This window comes from Streptomyces sp. NPDC054765 (assembly GCF_053612065.1).
In genome coordinates this window covers 1-20,139 of the sequence record NZ_JBSHBP010000064.1, presented here as the reverse complement: position 1 = coordinate 20,139, position 20,139 = coordinate 1, and the positions used below count along the sequence as shown (strand labels likewise).

Annotated in this window: 21 protein-coding genes; 11 read left to right on the top strand and 10 right to left on the bottom strand. The window is 68.0% G+C overall.

All coding sequences use genetic code 11. The features are described 5' to 3' along the window. Positions 1 to 123: 123 nt before the first annotated feature. Positions 124 to 2,505, bottom strand: coding sequence for a GH92 family glycosyl hydrolase (locus ACWGJY_RS30175; protein WP_453264035.1), 2,382 nt, complete (start codon positions 2,503 to 2,505; stop codon positions 124 to 126). Between the two features lie 323 nt (positions 2,506 to 2,828). On the opposite strand from ACWGJY_RS30175, the gene ACWGJY_RS30170 reads away from it, so the two are divergent. The 6 genes from ACWGJY_RS30170 to ACWGJY_RS30145 all read left to right on the top strand — a co-directional run bounded on the left by ACWGJY_RS30170 (position 2,829) and on the right by ACWGJY_RS30145 (position 8,841). Continuing rightward, complete coding sequence (locus tag ACWGJY_RS30170; protein ID WP_453264055.1) at positions 2,829 to 2,927, top strand: group II intron maturase-specific domain-containing protein; 99 nt, start codon at positions 2,829 to 2,831, stop codon at positions 2,925 to 2,927. Between the two features lie 160 nt (positions 2,928 to 3,087). After that, positions 3,088 to 3,198 carry a helix-turn-helix domain-containing protein gene (locus ACWGJY_RS30165; RefSeq protein WP_453264034.1) on the top strand — a complete coding sequence of 37 codons (111 nt, stop codon included), beginning with the start codon at positions 3,088 to 3,090 and terminating at the stop codon, positions 3,196 to 3,198. Between the two features lie 386 nt (positions 3,199 to 3,584). Continuing rightward, the gene (locus ACWGJY_RS30160) at positions 3,585 to 4,613 is read left to right on the top strand and encodes a tyrosine-type recombinase/integrase (RefSeq protein WP_453264033.1); all 1,029 of its coding nucleotides are present in this window, start codon (positions 3,585 to 3,587) and stop codon (positions 4,611 to 4,613) included. Between the two features lie 73 nt (positions 4,614 to 4,686). Then, on the top strand, positions 4,687 to 7,149 hold the full coding sequence (locus tag ACWGJY_RS30155; RefSeq protein WP_453264032.1) for a tyrosine-type recombinase/integrase: 2,463 nt from the start codon (positions 4,687 to 4,689) through the stop codon (positions 7,147 to 7,149). Further along, the gene (locus tag ACWGJY_RS30150; protein WP_453264031.1) at positions 7,146 to 7,706 is read left to right on the top strand and encodes a hypothetical protein; all 561 of its coding nucleotides are present in this window, start codon (positions 7,146 to 7,148) and stop codon (positions 7,704 to 7,706) included. Before ACWGJY_RS30155 ends, ACWGJY_RS30150 begins: the two co-directional genes overlap by 4 nt. 103 nt (positions 7,707 to 7,809) lie before the next feature. Next, positions 7,810 to 8,841 (top strand): hypothetical protein, encoded by a 1,032-nt coding sequence (locus tag ACWGJY_RS30145; protein ID WP_453264030.1) that lies wholly within the window; start codon positions 7,810 to 7,812, stop codon positions 8,839 to 8,841. A gap of 334 nt (positions 8,842 to 9,175) precedes the next feature. Here ACWGJY_RS30145 and ACWGJY_RS30140 read toward each other — a convergent pair whose 3' ends face one another. Both ACWGJY_RS30140 and ACWGJY_RS30135 read right to left on the bottom strand, forming a co-directional pair. After that, on the bottom strand, positions 9,176 to 9,439 hold the full coding sequence (locus ACWGJY_RS30140) for a hypothetical protein (protein ID WP_453264029.1): 264 nt from the start codon (positions 9,437 to 9,439) through the stop codon (positions 9,176 to 9,178). A gap of 280 nt (positions 9,440 to 9,719) precedes the next feature. Beyond that, on the bottom strand, positions 9,720 to 10,487 hold the full coding sequence (locus tag ACWGJY_RS30135; protein WP_453264028.1) for a MerR family transcriptional regulator: 768 nt from the start codon (positions 10,485 to 10,487) through the stop codon (positions 9,720 to 9,722). 53 nt (positions 10,488 to 10,540) lie between these two features. Here ACWGJY_RS30135 and ACWGJY_RS30130 point away from each other — a divergent pair, with 53 nt between their 5' ends. From ACWGJY_RS30130 to ACWGJY_RS30120, 3 genes are read left to right on the top strand one after another with little or no spacing between them, the layout of a single operon-like run. Next, positions 10,541 to 10,819: a hypothetical protein gene (locus ACWGJY_RS30130; protein ID WP_453264027.1), complete on the top strand. Its 279-nt coding sequence runs from the start codon at positions 10,541 to 10,543 to the stop codon at positions 10,817 to 10,819. Further along, positions 10,816 to 11,805 carry an ATP-binding cassette domain-containing protein gene (locus tag ACWGJY_RS30125; RefSeq protein ID WP_453264026.1) on the top strand — a complete coding sequence of 330 codons (990 nt, stop codon included), beginning with the start codon at positions 10,816 to 10,818 and terminating at the stop codon, positions 11,803 to 11,805. The genes ACWGJY_RS30130 and ACWGJY_RS30125 overlap by 4 nt, the downstream gene beginning before the upstream one ends. Beyond that, positions 11,802 to 12,587, top strand: coding sequence for an ABC transporter permease (locus tag ACWGJY_RS30120; protein ID WP_453264025.1), 786 nt, complete (start codon positions 11,802 to 11,804; stop codon positions 12,585 to 12,587). The genes ACWGJY_RS30125 and ACWGJY_RS30120 overlap by 4 nt, the downstream gene beginning before the upstream one ends. Positions 12,588 to 13,083: 496 nt before the next feature. Here ACWGJY_RS30120 and ACWGJY_RS30115 read toward each other — a convergent pair whose 3' ends face one another. From ACWGJY_RS30115 to ACWGJY_RS30105, 3 genes are all read right to left on the bottom strand, one after another. Then, entirely contained in the window at positions 13,084 to 13,698 is a 615-nt protein-coding gene (locus ACWGJY_RS30115; protein WP_453264024.1) for a TetR/AcrR family transcriptional regulator, read from the bottom strand. Next, the gene (locus ACWGJY_RS30110) at positions 13,698 to 14,546 is read right to left on the bottom strand and encodes an oxidoreductase (RefSeq protein ID WP_453264023.1); all 849 of its coding nucleotides are present in this window, start codon (positions 14,544 to 14,546) and stop codon (positions 13,698 to 13,700) included. Before ACWGJY_RS30110 ends, ACWGJY_RS30115 begins: the two co-directional genes overlap by 1 nt. A 179-nt stretch (positions 14,547 to 14,725) precedes the next feature. Next, on the bottom strand, positions 14,726 to 14,947 hold the full coding sequence (locus ACWGJY_RS30105) for a hypothetical protein (RefSeq protein WP_453264022.1): 222 nt from the start codon (positions 14,945 to 14,947) through the stop codon (positions 14,726 to 14,728). Positions 14,948 to 15,320: 373 nt separating this feature from the next. Between ACWGJY_RS30105 and ACWGJY_RS30100 the strand changes: the two genes are divergently transcribed. Then, entirely contained in the window at positions 15,321 to 15,797 is a 477-nt protein-coding gene (locus tag ACWGJY_RS30100; RefSeq protein ID WP_453264021.1) for a hypothetical protein, read from the top strand. A gap of 149 nt (positions 15,798 to 15,946) precedes the next feature. Here the strand turns inward: ACWGJY_RS30100 and ACWGJY_RS30095 are convergent, their stop codons facing one another. The 4 genes from ACWGJY_RS30095 to ACWGJY_RS30080 form a co-directional block, all read right to left on the bottom strand. Beyond that, positions 15,947 to 17,398: an amino acid permease gene (locus tag ACWGJY_RS30095; RefSeq protein ID WP_453264020.1), complete on the bottom strand. Its 1,452-nt coding sequence runs from the start codon at positions 17,396 to 17,398 to the stop codon at positions 15,947 to 15,949. 125 nt (positions 17,399 to 17,523) lie between these two features. Next, the gene (locus tag ACWGJY_RS30090; RefSeq protein ID WP_453264019.1) at positions 17,524 to 17,739 is read right to left on the bottom strand and encodes a dodecin; all 216 of its coding nucleotides are present in this window, start codon (positions 17,737 to 17,739) and stop codon (positions 17,524 to 17,526) included. Between the two features lie 183 nt (positions 17,740 to 17,922). Beyond that, positions 17,923 to 18,384, bottom strand: coding sequence for a universal stress protein (locus ACWGJY_RS30085; RefSeq protein WP_453264018.1), 462 nt, complete (start codon positions 18,382 to 18,384; stop codon positions 17,923 to 17,925). A gap of 80 nt (positions 18,385 to 18,464) precedes the next feature. Then, on the bottom strand, positions 18,465 to 19,178 hold the full coding sequence (locus ACWGJY_RS30080; RefSeq protein WP_453264017.1) for a PAS domain-containing protein: 714 nt from the start codon (positions 19,176 to 19,178) through the stop codon (positions 18,465 to 18,467). A gap of 105 nt (positions 19,179 to 19,283) precedes the next feature. Here ACWGJY_RS30080 and ACWGJY_RS30075 point away from each other — a divergent pair. Next, positions 19,284 to 20,139 (top strand): cytochrome P450 (locus ACWGJY_RS30075; RefSeq protein WP_453264016.1); only part of this gene is annotated, 856 nt, incomplete at its 3' end.

Sequence of the window (20,139 nt, the reverse complement as noted above, 5' to 3'; positions counted from 1 at the left end):
CCGCCGTACCGGGAGGGGCTCCCCGCACAGCGGCACCCGGACGACCGGACAGCACTCCGGCGCCGCCGGCCGTGCCGCCCACGGGGGCGGGTCGCCGTCGCGCTGCTCTCCGCCGTGGTGGTCTCAGCGTTGGCGCTCGGCCTGCTGCTGCGCGGATGAGGTCCCCACCGGCGGCGGCGCGGCATGGTCGCCGGTGCCCCAGCCGGACGGCTTTGCGCCCACGGTGAAGGCCAGTTCGCGGCCCGCGCGCAGGTCATCGGTGGTCAGGTACGTCCGGTCACGGCCGGCGCCGTCCAGCTGCACCGACTGCACATAGCGGTTGCCGGTGGACGTACCGGGTGCCGTGATGGTGAAGTGCCCGGCCGGGTAGTAGCGACGGTCCAGCGTCAGCTCCACCCGGTCGAAGACCGGTGTGCTCAGACCCCAGCTGTCGGTGCCCGGCTGCACCGGGAACACCCCGATCGAGGAGAGCACCATCCACGCCGACATCGTCCCCAGGTCGTCATTCCCCGTCATGCCCGTGGGGGCATCGGTGAACAGCGTCAGCGCGGCATGCACCACGTCCGTCGTCTTCCAGGGGCGCCCGGTGGAGAGATAGGTGTACGGCGCGATGAGATCGGGTTCGTTCTGCGGGTTGTACTTGTCCGCGTTGTAGTAGTCGTACGGGCCGTTGACCCACACCTTCCGGGCCGTCTTCTCCGGGTCCTTGAGCAGTTCCGGGTACGCGAAGAAGGAATCAAGACGCTCATCGGCCTTGTCCCTGCCGCCGATCAGCTTCAGCATTCCCGGCAGGTCCTGCGGTACCAGCCACTGGTACTGCCAGGCCGTGCCCTCGTGGAAGCCCTCGCTCTTGGCCGGGTCGGCGGGTCCGGCAAAGGTGCCCTTCTCGTCACGGGCCCGGAAGAAACCGGTCGAACCGTCGAAGATCTTGCGGTAGTTCTGGGCGCGGGCCACATACCGGTCGGCGTCCTCGCCGTGCCCCAGATCCCGCGCCATCTGCGCCAGCATCGCGTCCGACAGGGCGTACTCCAGGGTGGCCGAGGCCCCGTGATCGAAGTCGGAATCGCCGGGCTTGGCGTGCGGACGGCCCTTGACGTAGGGGGCGAAACCGTCCTTCAGGTACTGCGCGTTGGCCTCCCGCCCGACGGCCGGTGAATCAGCCGGCGGCACGCCGTCGGCGTTCTTCTTCAGCGCCGCGTACGCCTCCTCCTCATGGCCCCGCAACAGCCCCTGCTGATAGGCGTTGGTGAGGAACGGAGTGACCGGATCGCCGGTCATGATGTTCGTTTCGACCGTCCCGTAGCCCCATTTGGGCAGCCAGCCGCTCTCCTTGTCGATCCGCAGCACCGACAGCGCCATATCACGGGACTCCTGTGGCGCCAGCAGTGCCAGAAGCTGCGCCTGCGTGCGGTAGGTGTCCCACAAGGACCAGTTCTGGTAATACGTGAAGCCCCTGGCGCGATGGGTCTTCCGGTCCCATCCGGTGTAGCGCCCGTCCACGTCACTGCCGATGTTCGGGGCAAGGAAGGACCGGTAGAGGGAGGAGTAGAAGGTGCGGCGCAGCGTCCTGTCGCCGCCGCCGGCCTTCACCAGACCCAGCCGACGCTCCCACGCGGCGTCGGCCGCGGCCTTCGTACGGCCGAAGGAACTGCCGCCCTCCGCCCGCAGATTGCGGGCCGCGCCCGCCGCGTCCACATAGCTGAGGGCGGTGGTCGCCTCGACGGTACGGTCCTTGCGGGTGTCGAAACGGGCATAGGCGCCGTGCCGGCCGGTGGCCGTGGAGCCCTTGGAGCCGGCCGTCACCCTGTTGCCGTCCCAGGTGCCGTACGACATGAACGGCCGGTCGAAGCGGGTGATCGTGTAGACGGTGTACGGCTTGGTGTCCTGGCAGAAGCCGCGGCCCGTGATGGCGGTCCGGATGGTGCGGGAGTCGAGCACCTCGACCCGCGTGGAGACCGTCTTGTGCAGCGACTGGCCCGCGTTGAGCAGCACATTGGCCTTGTCGGTGGCCGGAAAGGTGTAGCGCTGTCTGCCGGTACGGGCGGTGGCGGTCAGCTCGGCGGTGATCCCGCCGTAGGACGTCAGGCCGACGCGGTAGTAGCCCGGCCGGGCCGACTCGTCGTCATGGCGGTAGCCGGCCGCGTACTTCGCATAGTCGGTCTCGGTGATGTCGCCCGTGGTGGGCAGCACCGGCAGATCACCCCCGAGTCCGCACCCGACGCCGGAGATGTGCACCGAACTGAAGCCGCGGATGTGGTCGTCGTCGTAGCCGTAGCCGGTGGTGTGGCCGGTGTCGGGGGAGAGTTGCACCATGCCGAACGGTACGGCGGCCCCCGGGTAGGTGTTGCCGTCGTTTTGGCTGCCGATGAACGGATTGACCAGGTCGGTGAGTGGGCCGCTGGGCGGCTCGGCCTGCGCGGCGGGGGCCGCGAGCGCGCCCCCGATGAGCACGGTCGCCAGCACCGCGCCCGCGGCGCGCCACCGGGTGTGACTGAGCCTTGGCATGGATCCGGACCTCCGGGGTCGGGTCGCCGCGGCCCCAGGGCATGCGGAAGCCGCATCCGACCCCACGGGCGACAACGTTGTCAGGGCGCGCCCATTCTTGGTGTTGGTCAGATGTGCGTCAAGAGGGTGCGGCGGTGCTCGGGTGCCTCTGGCCCCCGGCCCCGGGGACCAATCGAACCGTGGTGGGCGCTGAGATTGATCTTGGCCGCCCAGCACAGTTCCGGGATGCGGCGTCCGGTTGGACCGCATCGACCATCCCCACCTGCTCGACGCCGTCGGACAGTTCCCGGCCAGGGAATTGATCCGGCAGTGGCTGACAGAGCATCACAGTCGTACTGCGCCGACTTTCCCCCATCGTCAGGGGCTGGTCCGCGTACTACCGGACGGTGGTGCGCCCCGCAGGCGGCAGATGCTGTCGCTGACGGTTCAGGCCAGCAAGCAGATCAGCCCGCACTTCATGTCCATCACGCTGGGCGGAGAGGACATCCAGTACCTGGAGCAGGCCGTGCCGACCACCATTCCCGCCCCGACCGCGCCGGCTGCGAGGAGCGCAGAGCCCCCGGCGGGTCAAGCTCGCGGGAGATGTACGACTCCGGCGACTACACCGTCCAGCAGATCGCCGACGAGTGCGGCGTCACCCGCTCCACCGTCTACCGCCACCTGGGCAAGAACGTAGCTCCGTCGAAGCAGTAGAAACGCTGTCACCAGCAGCTTCTCGCCCATTTGGGGCTGATGACACATCTTTTAACGGCAACCCAAATGGCCTCGCACCCCGGGGATCGGGGTGCGAGGCCATTGTGGGCGCTCAGGAGCGTTTAGCTCCGGTTGCTGCCCGGCGCCGGTTCACATGGCGATCGGGTTGGGCTGGGTGACGCAGCCGGATCCGAAGACAACCAGTCCTCTGGTGTTCTCCCGGGCTTCCGTGAGTGTGGTGTGACGCTGCACTGACTGTGTGACCTGGGGTTTTCTCTAGCATCTCTGGGGCTGTCGTGGATGTTGCGACACGTTGCACATGAGATCGGAGGAGACCCTTGCGGGCCTTTCCTGTACAACTTCCATCCGGTGTCCGGTACTGGACGGTGGTGGATGACGACCTGGCCGTGGTTCCGGAGGCGGATGCGTTTCTTCGGCACGTTCGTTTCGGCCGGGACCAGGCCGAGTTGACGACCCGTACGTACGTGGGGCACATAGCGCTGTATCTGCGGTGGTGCATACGGACGGGCCGGGACTGGCGGGTGGCGGCCGAGGAGTTGGGGCTGTTCGTCGTCTGGCTGAAGTTCGGATCGAAGCAGATCACGGGCGTCGAGCGTCCGTCGGGGAACGGTCTGGTGTATCCGGGGCCGGGGGCTGAGGCGGCGCGCGAGCCGGCCCGGATCGGGAACGTTCTCACGGGTGTGCGGCAGTTTCTGCTGCACGGCATCACAACGAAGGCGGTGCCCTCGCCGGTGATGGCCCAGCTCTATGAGGTGGCGGAGAACTGGGACCTGCCGGAACAGGCCCGCGGGGAGGAGCTGACCGGCTACCGGATGCGCCCGCGGCACTGGGTACAGGTCCCGCGTAAGAAGGGCGAGCGGGCTACCGACCGCGAGATCGTGGAGCTGTTCCTGGCTTGCCGCAACGCCCGCGACCGGTTCATCGTGCTGCTGCTCGGCCGGGCCGGGCTGCGCCCGGGAGGCGCCGCCGGCCTGCGCCGCGAGGACATGCACTTCATGCCGGACTCCACCGCGCTGGGCTGCCCGAAGAAGGGCTCTCACCTGCACACGCTCCGGAGGGACAATCCGAACGGGGCCTGGGCCAAACGGCAGTCGGCTGCGGCGCCGGGTCGGTGGAAGCCCGTCGACCACCTGGTCGTGCTCGCCTACGACCAGTACGTGATGGAACGGATGGCGCTGCCGCACGGACCGGACAGTGACTTCGTGCTGGTGAACCTGTTCGCCGAGCCGCTGGGTGCCCCGATGACCGCCGACTCGATCACCGAGTTGTTCGGACGGCTGTCGAAGCGGGCCGGGCTGAGCCGGAACGTCACACCGCGGATGCGGGAGGCGGTCAGGACGAGATCGCCGCGCTGCTGGATCACTCACGGCTGTCCAGCTCGGAGCCTTACCTGACGCCGGCCCCGGACCGGCTGAGGGACGCGGTGGAGGCGGTGCCCTCGCCCCGCGAGCTCGCCGGCGGTGCCCGATGACCGGCCTGCTCGCGCCCGTGTTCACCGCTCCGGCTCCAGGGCCGAGCGCTTCCGATGCCGAGTTGGCCGCCTTCCTCTGGTCGCTCATCAGCGAGGACTTCCTGACCGAGGCATGCTGGAACGCCGAGCGCCGGGTCCTGACCCCACCGGCCGGACATCCCTCCATGGGCGGACGACGTTGTCCGGTGCCCAACTGCCAGTCGCCGGTAAAGGGGCTGAAGCTGTGCAGCACCTGCTCTTGGCGTCACCGCAATTCCGAGCTGTCCCTGGAGGAGTTCGTCAGGATTCCGCGCATCTCACGTCATCTGCACCTCGGTACCGGGACCTGCCGGGTCTCCGGATGCGAGCGTCCGTGGAACAACTCGGGAACGGAGCCGGTCTGCCGCGCTCACCGGTGGCAGAAGATCAAGCACGGCGGAACGTTGGAGGAGTTCCTCGCCGACCCGACCGTCAAGGGACTGCCGGGCCTGGGCGACTGCTCCGTGCTGGCCTGCAACCGCCAGGCTGTCAACGAGAGCGGCACGCGCCTGTGTCACCCCCACGGCAAGCAGTTGCCCGCGCTGCGTCGGCAGGCCGAATTTGATGAGGCACGGTGGCTGCGGACCACGCCGTCGGGCAGTTTCGGTGTCGAGGTCAGCTTCAGAGGCCTGCCCGATCTCGTCGTCGCCCAGTTGCTGTTCGGACTTCAGCACCGCTGCCACCGTGGTGCCCGCACCGAGGCCGGCAACTTCCGCGCGCTGATCGACAAGACGATCCGTCCCTCGCTCGCCCAGCGCCTGGAAGACGTCCCCGACCCGGCGGCGAACAGCGAGGCACTGATCCTGCTCAACCGGACCCGCATCTACGCGATCCGGGCCGTGAAGACGCCCGAGGGCGAGTACGCCAAGGACGAGTGGGACCTGGTGGCCTTCGGGCACCGCGGCACGCTGGTCTTCACCGTGGTGCACCAGCCCTGGCTTCGCGAGAGCGCCAAATGCTGGGCCCGCGACTACCTCTCCAAGGTCCGCTCCAAGAGCGCCGCTTCGCATGCCCAGCAGCACCTCCACGGTCTGGCCAAGCTCTCGGACACGCTGCGCGCCCGGCCGGACCGCGGCCTGGACAAGGCCGCGTTGTCCCGCGCCGACATCGAGAACTTCCTGAACAGAATGTCGTTCTTGGATGCCAACGGCCGGATGACCACCAACACGCGCATCAGCTACGTCCGCATGGCCCGCAACGTCCTCAGGCAGTGCCGGGCCATGGGACTGACCCGTCCCGAAGGGCTGATGGCAGGCCTTCCGGACGACTTCGTCATCACCCGCCTCGACGTCCCCAGGCCGCCAGAGCCTTCGGAGGAGGGTCAGGATCTCCCCGGCGAAGTGATGCGCCAACTCTGCGCTCACCTGGACGCCTTCGAGGCGATGACCTGCTACGAGGTGCGGCTGAGTGTCGAGCTGCTGATGGACACAGGCCGCAGGCCCGAGGAGGTTTGCCGCTTGGACCTCAACTGCCTCACTCGCGACAGCCAAGGCAAGCCCGTCCTGCTCTACAACAGCTGGAAAGAGCAGCGGATCGGACGTCAACTCCCCATCCACGAACCGACCGCAGAGCTGATCATCGCGCAGCAGAAACGCGTACGCGAACGCTTCCCCGACCGCTCGCCGTCGGCGCTGGTTCTGCTGCCCTCTCAGAATCTGAACTTGCGCGGGGACCGCTCGATCGACTCGAACCACCTCAGTGCCATGCACCGCGAGTGGGTCGAGAGCCTTCCCGACTTCCACCTCGACGACGGCACCGTCTTCGACAAGGAGAAGATCTTCCCGTACACCTACCGTCACTCTTTCGCCCAGCGCCACGCGGACGCCGGAGTCCCCATCGATGTCCTGGCCGAACTCATGGACCACGACAGCTACCAGACCACCAGGATCTACTACCGCGTCAAGGAAGTACGCCTGCGCGAGGCCGTCGAGCGCGTCACCCACATGCAGTTCGACCGCCACGGCACCCGCATCTGGGGCGCGGTCACCAGTGTCCTTGATGCCGAACGCACCCGCCGGGCCATCGGCGCGGTCGTCGTCCCCTTCGGCACCTGCTCCGAACCCTCCAACGTCGCCGCCGGCGGCGGAGCCTGCTCGCTCCGCTTCCGCTGCGTGGGCTGCGACCACTTCTCCACCGACGTCTCCTATCTCCCCGACCTGCGCACCTATCTCGACGGACTGCTGCGGCAGCGGGAGAAGCTGAGGTCGATGTCCGAGGCGGACGACTGGGCCCGCGCCGAGGCCACGCCGTCCGACGCGGAGATCACCCGCATCCGCCGCCTGATCCAGCGCGTCAGCGAGGACATCGAGACGCTCACCGAGGCCGAACGCTCCGAGATCCAGAAAGCCTCCGCCACCGTCCGACAGATGCGGCAGAACTTCCTCGGCATGCCCCGCATCCGCCAGCCCTTGCCCGACCTCCGACCGGAGCGCCCCGCATGACCGCACCCCACCCCACCATCCAGGCCATGATCGAAGGCCGCCGCGCCGACACCGGCCGACGACGTCAACGCGTCCTGGCGGCTCTCGCTGACGCCGCGAAGAAGGGTACGGACATCAGCGTCACCGCCATCGCCCGGCAAGCGGGCGTCGATCGCACCTTCCTCTATCGCCATCGCGACCTCCTGGCCCAAATCCACGCTCAGGCCGCGGAACCGACCGCCATTCCTGGCGGCCATGGCCCTGCGGTCAGCCGCGCATCGCTCAAGGCCGATCTCGCAGCCGCCGACGCGCGCGCAGCTCGCTTCGCCAGCCAGGTCCGCCGCCTTGAGCAGCGCCTCAGTGAAGTACTCGGTGACCAGGTCTGGCACGAGTCCGGCGTCGGAGGGCCCGAGGACAGCGAGCAGCTCAAGGCTCGGATCACCACCCTCGAACAGCAGGCGATCGGCCTGGAGTTGAAGCTCCAGGAGCGCGACGACGACCTCGCCGCCGCCCGCGCGGCCAACCGGGAACTGATGGCCCAGCTAAACCGCGGACGCGACGCGCCCTCGAATTCGTAAACGTGATTCGGCTGGCCAGTTTCCCGGTATGTGAAGGGCCGAATTCCACCTTTCCCGGCTTCTTTTTTTCCTCGTACGGTGTTGATCTGGAAAGGAGCCAGATATGGCCACAACCACTCCTTCTTCTTCACGGAAAATTCCCGCACTCAAGGCGGTCTTCACGGTCCTTGCGGCCCTCGTCGCTACCGTCAGCGTTCAGGCGGCACCCGCAACTGCCGACGACGGCGAGTCGATCTGCGGACACCAGGTCGGCGGCGACATCCTGGCCAAATACATCAGCCTCGGCCGGTCCGATGGTGTCTTCGGCTGCCCGCTCACCGACGAGCTAACCAATCCGGACGGTGTCGGCAGACGGCAGCAGTTCAAGGGCGGGTCCATCTACTGGAAGGCCACGACGGGTGCGCACCCTGTATGGGGGACCATCGGCGACAAGTGGGGCACTCTCAAATGGGAGGCCGGGGCCCTGGGCTATCCGGTCGGCGACGAGCTGACCAACGGTGACGGCGTGGGCAAGCGCCAACAGTTCGAGGGCGGCACGATCTACTGGCACCCCACCCTCTCTCACGGCGCCCACCCCGTATGGGGAAAGATTGGCGAACTGTGGGGGAAGTACGGCGGGGAGAGCGGACCGTTCGGCTACCCGACATCCGACGAAGGCTCGGACGAGGCAAACAAGGCGGTCACCCAGAAGTTCTCGTCCAACAACCTGTCAATCTTCTGGAGTGCCGGAAACGGCGTGGAGGGATGTCACGGCGAGTGCGTGGGCTACTCGGGTACCACAGGCACCGACTGGTTCAAGCAGGTCCGGGTTGAAATCCCGTACGGGACCAGCAATGTTGTGGTCCGGCCATTTCCCACGGAGGCCGGGTTCCGTGACGCGCGCACGGACTTCCAAGGGGCCTGGGCGCAGCTGTGGCGCGTGGTTCCCTACCCGAACGACGTAAGCGAAACGGAGCACAGGGCCCTCTACGAGCAGTTCGCCTGCCATTCGAAGTTCGTCGTCGAGGATCCCCTCGACGACAGCGGCTGGAGTACGGGACCGACCTGGGACCTGGAATCCTGGCATGCCGACGTGGGCATGGAGAAGGCCACGAGCCTCGTCTACTTCCTGCAACACCAGTGCAACTGGGACTAGCCGCACCTTGAACCGCCCCCCTCCTGCTGGCTGCAGGAGGGGGGCTTCGTGCTCTCTGACGGCGGCCGTGGTCTTCGTCGCCTCAACCTGGGACCGGGGGAAGATCCGAAACTCGTGCACCACATCTGTTGCATCGACTAAAGTGCTCCCGACCGCTCCTGAGCTGCGGGAACTCCAACCGCACGCTCGTGGTACCCCGGAGAAACATCGGTGATGTTGGTGCCGGGGAGCGGGGCGGTCCCACCGGCCTCGCTGACTGAGTTGGTGCAGTACTCCTGCAACAGGGCTGATCCGGTGTTGCGCAGGATGACCGGGCCATCGCCAGGGTAGTTGACTACGCCGTGCTCGGCGTCGGTCTGCTCGGGCGTTTGGCACACGGCCCCGAGGCGGTTCGGAACTCCGGGCAGGCGCCCAGTGCCGCGGCAACGCGGTTGATTGCGTCGATGTTGGTGCCCAACGGCGGCTTGTCAAGGTTGAGCACCTGGGCGCAGCCCAGGGCTGGTGTGGGCGTATCCGCGGGGGCGGCGCTGGCGGTCTGGGCGAAGGCGAGGCTTGCGGCGAGGGCGAGCGGAGCGGCTATTAAGGCAGACTTCTTCATACGCCCCAGGATCCCCTTCATGTCAGGCGGAGACGCGATCGTTGGCGCTGTTATCAGCCCATCGGGTGAATGCGACCAGGCGCCGATGAGTTCGGCGTCACTCGCCCCACCCTCTACCGCCACCTGCGCCAGAGCACCGACCCGGCCAAGCCGTAGCCGCCCTCACCTGCGGCACTTCGCTCATTTGTGGCTGGTGACACGTTCGTTAACGGCACCCCGACTACCGTCGCGCACGGCCCGTCGGCAGAGACGAGCAGAGGCTGGGGAGCCGCCTGATCTGCTATCCGGTTGTGCTGGTATTGGGGACTCCTGTGGCGGTCGTGAGTCGCCGGGTGATGAGTTGGTCGAGCCGTTCCCACGCGGGGCTGTCGATGCCGAGGTGTCCGGCGAGAAGGCCAATGGTCTCCGGTGGCACGCGGTCGAATCCGGGGAGGTCGGAGACCATCGTCATGCGCAGGGCGAGCCGCGTCGCCGCGTCGGCGAGCTCATTGAGTCGGGGATCGTCCGGGCTCCAGTCGATGACGTCGTCGTAGCCGCGGAGGACGGCAACGTACTCGTCGTCGCCTAGCAGGGTGGTGCGTGAGGGCAGGATGGTTCGGGTGAGGTCGGGTGCGAGGGCGTAGCTGAGGATGAAGCCGTCGCGGATCGCATGCTCGTGGCGTTCGGACAGGCCGATGGCACGTAGGCGGTCCATGAACTCGATGGCCTCGGGCGGTAGGCAGAGGCGGTCGGGCCGGCCGAGGTGGCGAAGTCGGGCTCGGCGTTGCTGGAGCTGGCGGATGCGGGTGCGCAGTTCGGCGTCGATCCGGCCGATCTGTTCCGTGGCCTGGTCGGCATCGGCGTCCAGCACGTCCCGGATGCGGGCCAGCGGGACGCCGGCTTGGGCGAGGGTGACGATCCGGGTCAGGTCGATGATCGCCTGCGCGTCGTAGCGCCGGTATCCGGAGGCGTCCCGGTCCGGTTCGGGTAGTAGGCCCTTGGCGTGGTAGACGCGGATCGCCTTGGTTGACACGCCGGCATGTTTGGCGAGCTGCCCGATCGTAAGCATCCCCCATCATCGTCCTTGACCTTGCCCTTGGGGCAAGGTCGCAGGCTGGTTTCATGACCGATCAAGACTTCGATGAAGACACCCTCCGCACGCTCTTGGATGAAGGCGGCGAGACCGCACCGGACCCTCTCGCCGACCTCGCCGACGCCTGCGGCGACCTGGACGCGCTGTCCGAGCTGCTCGATGAGGGCAGCGAGCGTGCCGGGCGACTGCTGACCCGCCGTGCCGTCGAACGGCGCGATCTGCGCGAGCTGCAACGGCTCTCCGACGCCGGCAGCAAGGACGCCGAGACGGAGCTGGAACGGCTCCTCAGCGACGGGCGCGAGTCGTGACCAGTGACGTGTCCGGACCTGCGCTGATATCGCCGCGGGCCGGTGCGGCCGCACCCGCGATCGTCGCGACAGGCCTGAGCAAGGCGTTCGGGAAGAACGTCGCCCTGGATGGCGTCTCGCTCACGGTGCCGCGCGGATCGGTGTTGGCCCTGCTTGGCCCGAACGGGTCCGGGAAGACGACTCTGGTGCAGGTGCTGTCCACCCTCCGCCTCCCGGACGCCGGAAGCGCTGAGGTGCTCAGCCACGATCTGCGCACGGCACCCGCCAAGGTGCGGGCCGGGATCGGGGTGACGGGCCAGTTCTCCGCCGTGGACAGCATGCTCACCGGGCTGGAGAACCTGCTGCTGATGGCGAAGCTCTACCACCTCGCCCGTGACGAGGGCGAAGCCCGGGCGCGCAGCTTGCTGGAACGCTTTGACCTCAGCGAGGCCGGGTCCCGGCCCCCGTCGACCTACTCCGGTGGGATGCGGCGGCGGCTCGACATCGCCATGACCCTGATGGGCGACCCGGCGCTGATCTTCCTGGACGAGCCGACCACCGGGCTCGACCCGCGCAGCAGGCAGACGATGTGGCAGATCGTCCGCGAGCTCGTCGTCGAGGGCGTGACGGTGTTCCTCACCACACAATATCTCCAGGAAGCCGACGAGCTCGCCGACCAGATCGCCCTGCTCGACCACGGCCGCGTCGTCGCCCATGGCACTCCCGCCGAACTCAAACAACTCGCACCCGGCGCGCACATCACCCTGCGCTTTGCGACATCCGCCGACCTCCACGCCGCGGCCCGGTCGGTCCCAGGCAGCACCCCCGACAGGGACGCGTTCACTTTGCGTTGCCCGATGACAGTCGACGGCGGGGCGATCAAACGAGTCCTCGACCGGGTTCCCGACGGACTGCCCATCGAGGACATCACTGTGCACACGCCAGACCTGGACGACGTGTTCTTCGCCCTCACCGGAACCACCGCGCAGACCGAGGACCACCGATGACGATCGCCACCGCTACCCAAGACTCCTCCGCCATGGTCGGCCGGGAACTGCGACATCTACGCCGTTACCCGCTGTTCCTAGCCGCCTCCGTCGCCCTCCCGGTGCTCATGTTCGTGCTGTTCGTCTACGTCTTCGGCGACTACGTGGGAGCCGGCCTTTCCGGGTCCGGCAGCACGCTCAGCTACGTGGACTTCCTCACCCCCGGCATCCTCGTCATGACCGTCGCCGCCGGAGCCCTGCCCTCCGCGGTCAGCGTGTCCACCGACATGTCCGAAGGCATCATCGACCGGTTCCGCACCATGCCCATCGCCCGCAGCGCTGTCCTGGTCGGACACGTCGTCGGCGGCATCATCCGCACCGTCCTCGCGGCCATTCTGCTCACTCTGGTCGCCTTGCTCGTCGGGTTCCGGCCCGCCGGCAACCCCCTCGCCTGGCTCGCCGCCGCTGGGATCATCCTCGCCTTCGCCTTCGCGCTCACCTGGCTCGCCGTTGCCATCGGCCTCGCAGCCAAGACCCCCACCGGCGCCAACAGCATGACCCAGATAATCTCAACCGTCCTGCCGTTCCTGTCCAGCGCGTTCGTGCCCACCGAGTCCATGGCCGTCGGCATCCGCTGGTTCGCCGAATTCCAACCCTTCACCCCCGTCGTGGGCAGCGTCCGCGCGCTGTTGACCGGCTCCCCGGTCGGCAACAATGGGATCTTCGCTCTCGCCTGGTGTGCCGTCATCGCCGTCGTCGGCTACGCGTGGGGCCTCCGCTCCTTCCGCACCAAGACCGCATGACAAGGCCCACGGGTTCCTGGACAACACGAGCAGTGCGCGGGCATGCGCGCCCGAGCGTTTCATGGGTGTTCGCTCGTGAAACACCCGCACGCCTGCTCGATGCCGGCAAGCGCCCGTCGCCCTGAGGCGGTGGGGACAGGCGCCAGCGCCTTCGGTGGTCGGGCGGTGGGAGGCCGAGACTGCTGTAGCTTCGACGGAGGCGCCGTACAAGCCGTTCTGGGCCAAGCGGCCGCCAGCAGCCGTTACGTGTCGGGCTACGGACAAGGCGACGACGCCCTGTTGAGCCAGTGTGGCTGGTGTGTTGCGACGTGGCCACTGGGAGTTGCCTGAAGCGACGGCAGGGTGCCGAATTCCATCTTTACTTGATGGCTTGTAACTTCATGTCCGTGGATTTGCCTAAATCTCCGATCCCGGTTGCGCATGGATCTTTCGCTCCGACGGTGCGGCGCGGAGCCATGGGGTTCGGTTCCGCGCCGCACCGTCCATGGCAGATGCCTCAGGTGATCAGACCGGCGCTGGTCAGCCAGATGTGTGCGCAGGTCGCGGACGCCTCCTGCAGCTTCTCGCGGGAATCCTGCGAGGCGTGGTAGAAGGTCCGTTCGATCATCCAGCACAGGGCGCGTGCCATCGCTGAAGCTTGTTCTGGTTCGCTGCCGGCCTGGATGCCGGCACGTTCCAGGACGGCGGTGATGGCCGTGATGAACAAGTCAGCTGTATGGCTCCACAGCTCGCCGATCTCCGGCACGGTCAACGACAGGTCAATCGCCGTGCGCATGACCAGGCCGTGCGCATTCCACAACTCGACCGTGCGCTGCATGGCTGCTGCGATGGCCTGGCGCGGCTCGTCCGTCTGCGCAGTGGCCCGCGAGCGCTCCCACAGGTGCTCGACGGTCCGGGCCACGAGTGCCGTAACCACTTCTTGCTTGGAGCCGAAGTAGAAGTACAGAGCGCCGCGTGTGATGCCGGCACCCTGGGCGATGTCGCCGACGGTCATGGCGTCGTAGCCCTTCTGCGCCAGCAGAGCTTCGCAAGTGTCCAGAATGGCCCGCTCCCGGACATCGCCCTTGCGTTCGGCGGGGCGCCGGCTTCGCGCGGGGTGGTGGCCTGGCATCAGAGCTGAGCACCCTCGGGGAAGTCGGTGGTACGGGAGAGCGTCTCCCACGCGCGGATGTTCTCGTCCACGGCCGTGCGCGCGGTGGTGACCAGTCGCAGCGCGTCCGAGCCCAGGACGAGGTGGGCCGGCGGCTGGTCGACCGACGTGATGTGCACGACGGCGTCCCCGGCCTTGGCCGGATCACCCAGCTGGTTTCCGCTGGCCTTCTGGCGCGCTTCACGGATGGGGGTGAACAGCTCGTCGTAGTCGTCGATGGTCCGCGCGGCGCGCGACATGGACCGTCCGGCCCAGTCGGTGCGGAAGGAGCCGGGCTCGATCGCCGTCACATGGATCCCGAACTGTGCGACCTCCTTGCCCAGCGCCTCGAGGATGCCTTCCAGAGCGAACTTGCTGCCGCAGTAGGCGGACATACCGGGCACGGCCATGAGCCCACCCATGGAGGTGACGGCCATCAGGTGTCCGCGGCGGCGCCGACGCATGTGGGGCAGCGCCGCCTGCAGAGTGGCCACCGCCCCGAATACGTTGACCTCGAACTGCCGCCGCACCTCGGCCAGAGGGGTTTCCTCGAAGGTGCCCTCCAGGCCGTAGCCGGCGTTGGCGACGACGACGTCCAAGGGGCCGACGCCTCGCTCCACCTCCGCGATCACATGGGAGACGGCGTGGTCGTCCGTCACGTCCAGGATGCGGCCGTGAGCGTCACCGGGCTTGAGCCCTTCGAAGGCCCGCAGGTCGTCCTCGGAGCGGACCGTGCCGACGACGGTGTGACCGGCGGCCAGGGCGGCTTGGGCGAAGGCACGTCCAAGGCCCGTGCTGACGCCGGTGATGAGCCAGTTCTGCTTCTGCATTGCTCCTCCTGAGGAGACTTGCGAGGAGCTGAGCTGCTCCCCCGTCTCAAAGTCTACACAGTGTCGATTTTCATCCTCGCCATGTAGATTCTGGCAATGCTCGCGGGACTGCATCCCCAAGGTCATCCGCGTGCTGCGCACCGCCCGGATCGGTCATCGCCGCCTTCGGAGCGGGAGGTTCAGCCGATCTGGGCGGTCGCGCCTGAGGCCGGACGGTGGTGGCGCGCTGCGGTGCCGGGGCCATGGTCGCCCAGGAAACCGCCGACCATCGCGGTGCCGATGTCGTTGAGGGCGCCGTCGTGGTCCCGTGGTGTGCGAATCCCCGGGATGTCCTCCGCCGGACTGGGGCTGGGCTTTTCGCAAGCCTTGCGGAGCACGGCTGCCGCGTCCACCACCGCCATGAACTCCCCTGGCGTGTATGGACGTTTGCCGGGATCCGGGGTCCGGGGTCCGGGGGTCGGGATCATGCGATCGGTCGTGTGGGTCGTGTGGGCCGTACAGGCAGTGCCGGGCGGTAGGGGTGTGACGGGCAGGCTGCCGGCCTTGGCTCTTTTTGGTGCAGACACGTCAAAAATCATGAGGTGGCTGCCTTGCTCTCTTCAGGGGCGCGTGTCTCAATGGTCAGCAATTCAGGTCGCTGACCATCCGTCAGATCTGGACGGTGGTCGGCACGGGGTCCGATCGCGGCCCCCGCGTGGCCGCCTGCCGTTCCCTCGCATACCCCTCGACGGCCGTGCCATGGGCCTGCACCCCCCTCAAGAAGGCGGTACCCCCATGAGACACCTCAGATCAGGCACGCTCGGATTCGGTACGGCGCTCGGCGTTGCCGTCGCCGCCGCGGGCACGCTCGCGATGGCGCCGGCCGCCATGGCAGTCACCCCCGGCACCGCCACCGTCTCGTTCAACTGCGGTGCCTTCGGCTCGGGCACGGCGACACTCACCGCGGCCCAGAACGGCACAGCCGCGACCATCAGCCTCTCCACGTCGGCGATCACCTCTCCGATAGACGTCGGCGCGAACTCGGTCAGCTCCACGCTGACCCTGACCAAGAACGGCTCCGGGACCACGACGTTCACCGGCAGTTCCAACCCGGCGATCCCGGCCGGCAGCCAGGTCTCGACCGGTCCGCTCACCGGCACGGTCGCCGCGGGGGACAGGCTGCAGGCCACGTCCCTGAAGGTCGTGGTGTTCGGCATCACGGCCACCTGCACCGCCACTTCTCCGCAGTCCCCGGGGCCGTTCGTCTTCTAGTCCGGAATACGGCCTCCGGAATACGGCCTCCGGAATACGGCTTCCGGAGGACAGTTTTCGGAGGACGACCTCCGAAGAAGGCGGGGACCGGCGGGAGTTCGTCCGCCGGTCCCCGCCTTCCACCGCCGTCGCCGGTCAGTGATCGCGGCTCACTGCTGTGTCCCGCCGCTCCGGCCGCCGGAGCCTTCCGCCTCCGCCCGTGCCAGGTTGGAGCGCCGGTAGGAGTACGTGAAGTAGATGACCATGCCGACCAGGAACCACACCACGAACCGCACCCAGGTCTGCCAGGCCAGGAACGTGATCAGCCAGATCGAGAAGCACACACCGATCGCCGGGACCACCGGCATCCCCGGCGTACGGAACGTCCGCGGCAGCTCGGGGCGCTTGTAGCGGAGCACGATCACCGCGATGCAGACCACCACGAACGCGAGCAGGATGCCGATATTGGTCAGTTCGGCGGCTTCGCCGATCGGCAGAAGGCCCGCGATGGCCGCGGAGGCGAAGCCGACGATCCAGGTCACCCGGGTCGGCACCTGGTGCTTGGCGCTGGTCTTGGCGAACCACTTGGGCAGCAGGCCGTCCCGGCTCATCGAGAACCACACCCGGGTCACACCGAGCATGAAGGTGAACATGACGGTCAGAATGCCGATGATCGCGCCGACCGCGATGACATCCGCCAGGCCGCTCAGTCCCACCGACTTGAACGCCGACGAGAAGCCGCTCTCCGGGTCGATGTCCTTGTAGTTCTGCATACCCGTCAGCACCAGGCAGGCCAGGACGTACAGCACCATGGAGACGGCCAGCGAATACATGATCGCTTTCGGCATGTGGCGCTGGGCATCCTTGGACTCCTCGGCCGCGGTGCTCATCGCGTCATAGCCGAAGACGGCGAAGAAGACGGTGGCCGCGCCGGTGAAGGCGCCGGTCACCCCGAACGGGAAGAACGGGTGGTAGTTCGAGGTCTTGATGTGGAAGAAGCCGACCACGATCACGGTGACGACCACCAGGACCTTCAGGCCCACCACGATCGTCTCAAAACGTGCGGCGTTCTTGATGCCCAGCGTCAGCAGATAGGCGATCAGCAGACAGAGCACCGCAGCGAAGAGGTCCACCCGGTGCCCCGGGCCGGTGCCCGGCGCACCGAGCATCCAGGGGGGCAGGCTGACGCCCATCTCGCCGAGCAGGAAGCCGAAGTAGCCGGAGATGCCGATCGCGACCACCGCCACGATGGCGGTGTACTCCAGCAGCAGATCCCAGCCGATGAACCAGCCCGCCACCTCACCGAGGACCGCATAACCGTAGGTGTAGGCCGAGCCCGCCTTCGGGATCAGCCCGGCGAATTCGGCGTACGAGAACGCGGCCGCGGCGCTCGCGATGCCCGCGATGAGGAAGGAGACCAGGACCGCGGGCCCGGCCTTCTCGTTCGCGACGGTGCCGGCCAGCGTGAAGATTCCCGCGCCGATGATGCCGCCGACGCCGATGGCCGTCAGCTGCCACAGACCGAGCGCCCGGGTGAGCTGCTCGTTCGAGGTGCCTTCCGCCTCTTCAATGTGTTCGATCGGTTTACGGCGCAATACGCCCTGTCCCGCGCGCAGCCCCATGCGTCATCCCTCCGTACGCTCCGTCGTGGTCCGACGGCGGATCATCATGGACCCTCGGGGGCTACTAAGGAAGGCGACTCCCTAGTACTGCCGGGACTCGCCGGGAGACGTACACGGGAGAGGGGTCAATCGGCGTCCTCAAGCCGGAACCCGACCTTCAGACCGACCTGGTAGTGGTCGATTTCGCCGTCGACGATATGCCCGCGGACCTGGCTGATCTCGAACCAGTCGAGGTTGCGCAGGGTCTGCGAGGCGCGCTTGATGCCATTGCTGATCGCGGCGTCCACGCTCTCCTGGGACGTACCGACGATCTCGGTCACGCGATACGTGCGGTCGGTCACGGTGGTCTCCCTCGCCGGGGCGGCGCTCCGCCCGTCCACTGTCCACCGTGCCTCAGGGCGGCCCACCCCACCAGCGGAGCGTCCGGGCGCGCGGCACGGGAGGCGGGTGACCGGCCGGCGAGCCGTCTTGGCCAGGCGTTACGGGACGACGGTGACCGGCCGGCGACCCGTTTCGACCGGGCGCTACGGTACGACGGTGACCGGCCAGCGGCCCGCCTTGACCAGGCGCACCGCGACCGAGCCCATGATGCGGTGCCCGGCCGACTCCGAGGCGCCGACCACCACCGCGTCGGCCTTCAGCTCGTCGGCCATCTGCACCATGCCGTTGTACGGGTCACCACGCAGGGTGTGGAACTCCCAGCGCAGGCTGTATATCCCCTGGAGCCGCTCGGTCGCCTGACGGATTTCGGCCATCAGCTCCTCGGCAACCTCGTTGGTCGTGTCCGCGACCGGGGCGCCCATCGCCGCCCCGGCCGGCAGCACCGGCTGGACATAGAGCAGTACGAGCTTCGAGGACTGACGCCTGGCCAGTCCGGCCGCATACGAGGCGGCACGCCACGACGAGTCGGAGCCGTCGATGCCGACGACGATGACCTTCGGGCCGTCCGTTCCGCGCTCGAACTGCGCGGTGGTGTTCTCCTCCACACCAGGGAGGTTAACCGCACATGCGTGCGGCCGGACCCCCGGGCCATGCCACCGCGCCGCGCGGCCGGTCGCCCGGTCCGTCAGGCGGGGGCCGGCGGCCAGCTGTCCGGGGACAGCACGCCCAGCACATACGCCCTGGCCACCAGCGCGGTACGGCCCTGCACCCGCCAGCGGCGGGCCAGCCGGGTGAGGTGGTAGTTCACCCCGTCGACCGTCAGCCCCAGCGCCGTACCGATCGAGGCCGTGGTCGCGCCGCCCGCGGCCAGTGCCAGGATCCGGGCCTCCACAGGGCTCGCCGAACCGCGTGACGCCGGCCGCGGGGCACTCTCGCGGACCCGCAGCAGCGCCAGCAGGGCGGGCGGATGCACCGAAGGGTCACCCACCGGATCGATCGTCAGCTCCCCTTCCCGCTCCGTGCCGTCCGACCCGTCGCGCCAGCCCACCTCCACCGGATAGCGCGAACGGCGCCCCAGGCGCAGGGCCTCGGTGAGCCGGTCGAGCTGCGCCTTCGCGCGGGGCTCGAACAGGTCCAGCAGATTGCGCCCGCGCAGCTGTCCGGGGGCCGCGCCCCATTGTGCGGCCATCGCCGGATTGGCGACCAGCACCTCACCGTGGGCCCGGCACACCGCGATCGGCGTGGGGATACGGTCCAGCAGGATCAGGAAGTAGTTGCGCCAGGGACCGCCCGCGTACGGCTCGGCCGGGTCGATAGGTCCGCTCTCATCGGACGGCTTGTCCGCGCCGTCGGCGGCGGCGCACCCGTACGGCGCTCCGTTGGCAGTCCCGTTGTCCATTGCTCCTTCTTCGGTCCGCGCGCAAGTACGAGCAGCGAAAAACCACTGCACAATCATGCAGTTGTCCGGCCGTGACCCGCGTAGGAGGGCCCTCACGCTGGAGACATGACCGACACCATCGCGCTCCACGGCGGCGAATGCGCCGCCGATGACGGCATTCCGGTGGCCGACCTCACCCAGGCCGGGCTCACCCACACGCCCATCCAGCAGTCCATGGACCTCGCCCGGATCCACGGCCCGGTCTTCAAGCGCAAGTTCGGCGACCGCGAGACGCTGTTCCTCTCCTCGCTGGACCTGGTCACCGAGGCCGCCGACGAGTCCCGCTTCACCAAGGGCGTGTCGGTCGTCCTGGAGAACGTCAGAGAGTTCGCCGGTGACGGTCTGTTCACCGCCTACAACGAGGAGCCCAACTGGGCCAAGGCCCACGAGGTCCTGATGCCGGCCTTCGCGCTCGGCTCGATGCGTACCTACCACCCGGCGATGCTCAAGGTCGCCCGCCGGGTGATGGCCGCCTGGGACCGGCGGGTGGCCGACGGCACGCCCGTGCAGGTCGCCGAGGACATGACCCGGATGACGCTGGACACCATCGGCCTCGCCGGGTTCGGCTTCGACTTCGAGTCGTTCTCCCGCGGCGACACCGAGCATCCGTTCGTCGAGGCGATGGTGCGCTGCCTCGAATGGAGCATGACGAAGTTCTCCCGCGACCCCGACGCCGACCACTCGGCGACGGACGCGGCCTTCCGGCACGACGCCGACTATCTCGCGTCGGTCGTCGACGAGGTCATCGCCGCCCGGACGGAGAGCGGTGAGAGCGGCGACGACGATCTGCTGGGCCTGATGCTCAGCGCCGGAGGCCAGGGGGACGGCGGACCCGCCCTGGACCTCGCCAATATCCGCAACCAGGTCATCACGTTCCTGATCGCCGGTCACGAGACCACCTCGGGCGCGCTCTCCTTCGCCC

Bases quoted from the DNA above. Each gene is read 5' to 3' on its own strand.
- ACWGJY_RS30175 (WP_453264035.1), bottom strand. From the start codon at position 2,505: ATGCCAAGGCTCAGTCACACCCGGTGGCGCGCCGCGGGCGCGGTGCTG.
- ACWGJY_RS30165 (WP_453264034.1), top strand. From the start codon at position 3,088: ATGTACGACTCCGGCGACTACACCGTCCAGCAGATCGCCGACGAGTGC.
- ACWGJY_RS30155 (WP_453264032.1), top strand. From the start codon at position 4,687: ATGACCGGCCTGCTCGCGCCCGTGTTCACCGCTCCGGCTCCAGGGCCG.
- ACWGJY_RS30150 (WP_453264031.1), top strand. From the start codon at position 7,146: ATGACCGCACCCCACCCCACCATCCAGGCCATGATCGAAGGCCGCCGC.
- ACWGJY_RS30145 (WP_453264030.1), top strand. From the start codon at position 7,810: ATGGCCACAACCACTCCTTCTTCTTCACGGAAAATTCCCGCACTCAAG.
- ACWGJY_RS30140 (WP_453264029.1), bottom strand. From the start codon at position 9,439: ATGAAGAAGTCTGCCTTAATAGCCGCTCCGCTCGCCCTCGCCGCAAGC.
- ACWGJY_RS30135 (WP_453264028.1), bottom strand. From the start codon at position 10,487: ATGCTTACGATCGGGCAGCTCGCCAAACATGCCGGCGTGTCAACCAAG.
- ACWGJY_RS30130 (WP_453264027.1), top strand. From the start codon at position 10,541: ATGACCGATCAAGACTTCGATGAAGACACCCTCCGCACGCTCTTGGAT.
- ACWGJY_RS30120 (WP_453264025.1), top strand. From the start codon at position 11,802: ATGACGATCGCCACCGCTACCCAAGACTCCTCCGCCATGGTCGGCCGG.
- ACWGJY_RS30115 (WP_453264024.1), bottom strand. From the start codon at position 13,698: ATGCCAGGCCACCACCCCGCGCGAAGCCGGCGCCCCGCCGAACGCAAG.
- ACWGJY_RS30110 (WP_453264023.1), bottom strand. From the start codon at position 14,546: ATGCAGAAGCAGAACTGGCTCATCACCGGCGTCAGCACGGGCCTTGGA.
- ACWGJY_RS30105 (WP_453264022.1), bottom strand. From the start codon at position 14,947: ATGGCGGTGGTGGACGCGGCAGCCGTGCTCCGCAAGGCTTGCGAAAAG.
- ACWGJY_RS30100 (WP_453264021.1), top strand. From the start codon at position 15,321: ATGAGACACCTCAGATCAGGCACGCTCGGATTCGGTACGGCGCTCGGC.
- ACWGJY_RS30095 (WP_453264020.1), bottom strand. From the start codon at position 17,398: ATGGGGCTGCGCGCGGGACAGGGCGTATTGCGCCGTAAACCGATCGAA.
- ACWGJY_RS30080 (WP_453264017.1), bottom strand. From the start codon at position 19,178: ATGGACAACGGGACTGCCAACGGAGCGCCGTACGGGTGCGCCGCCGCC.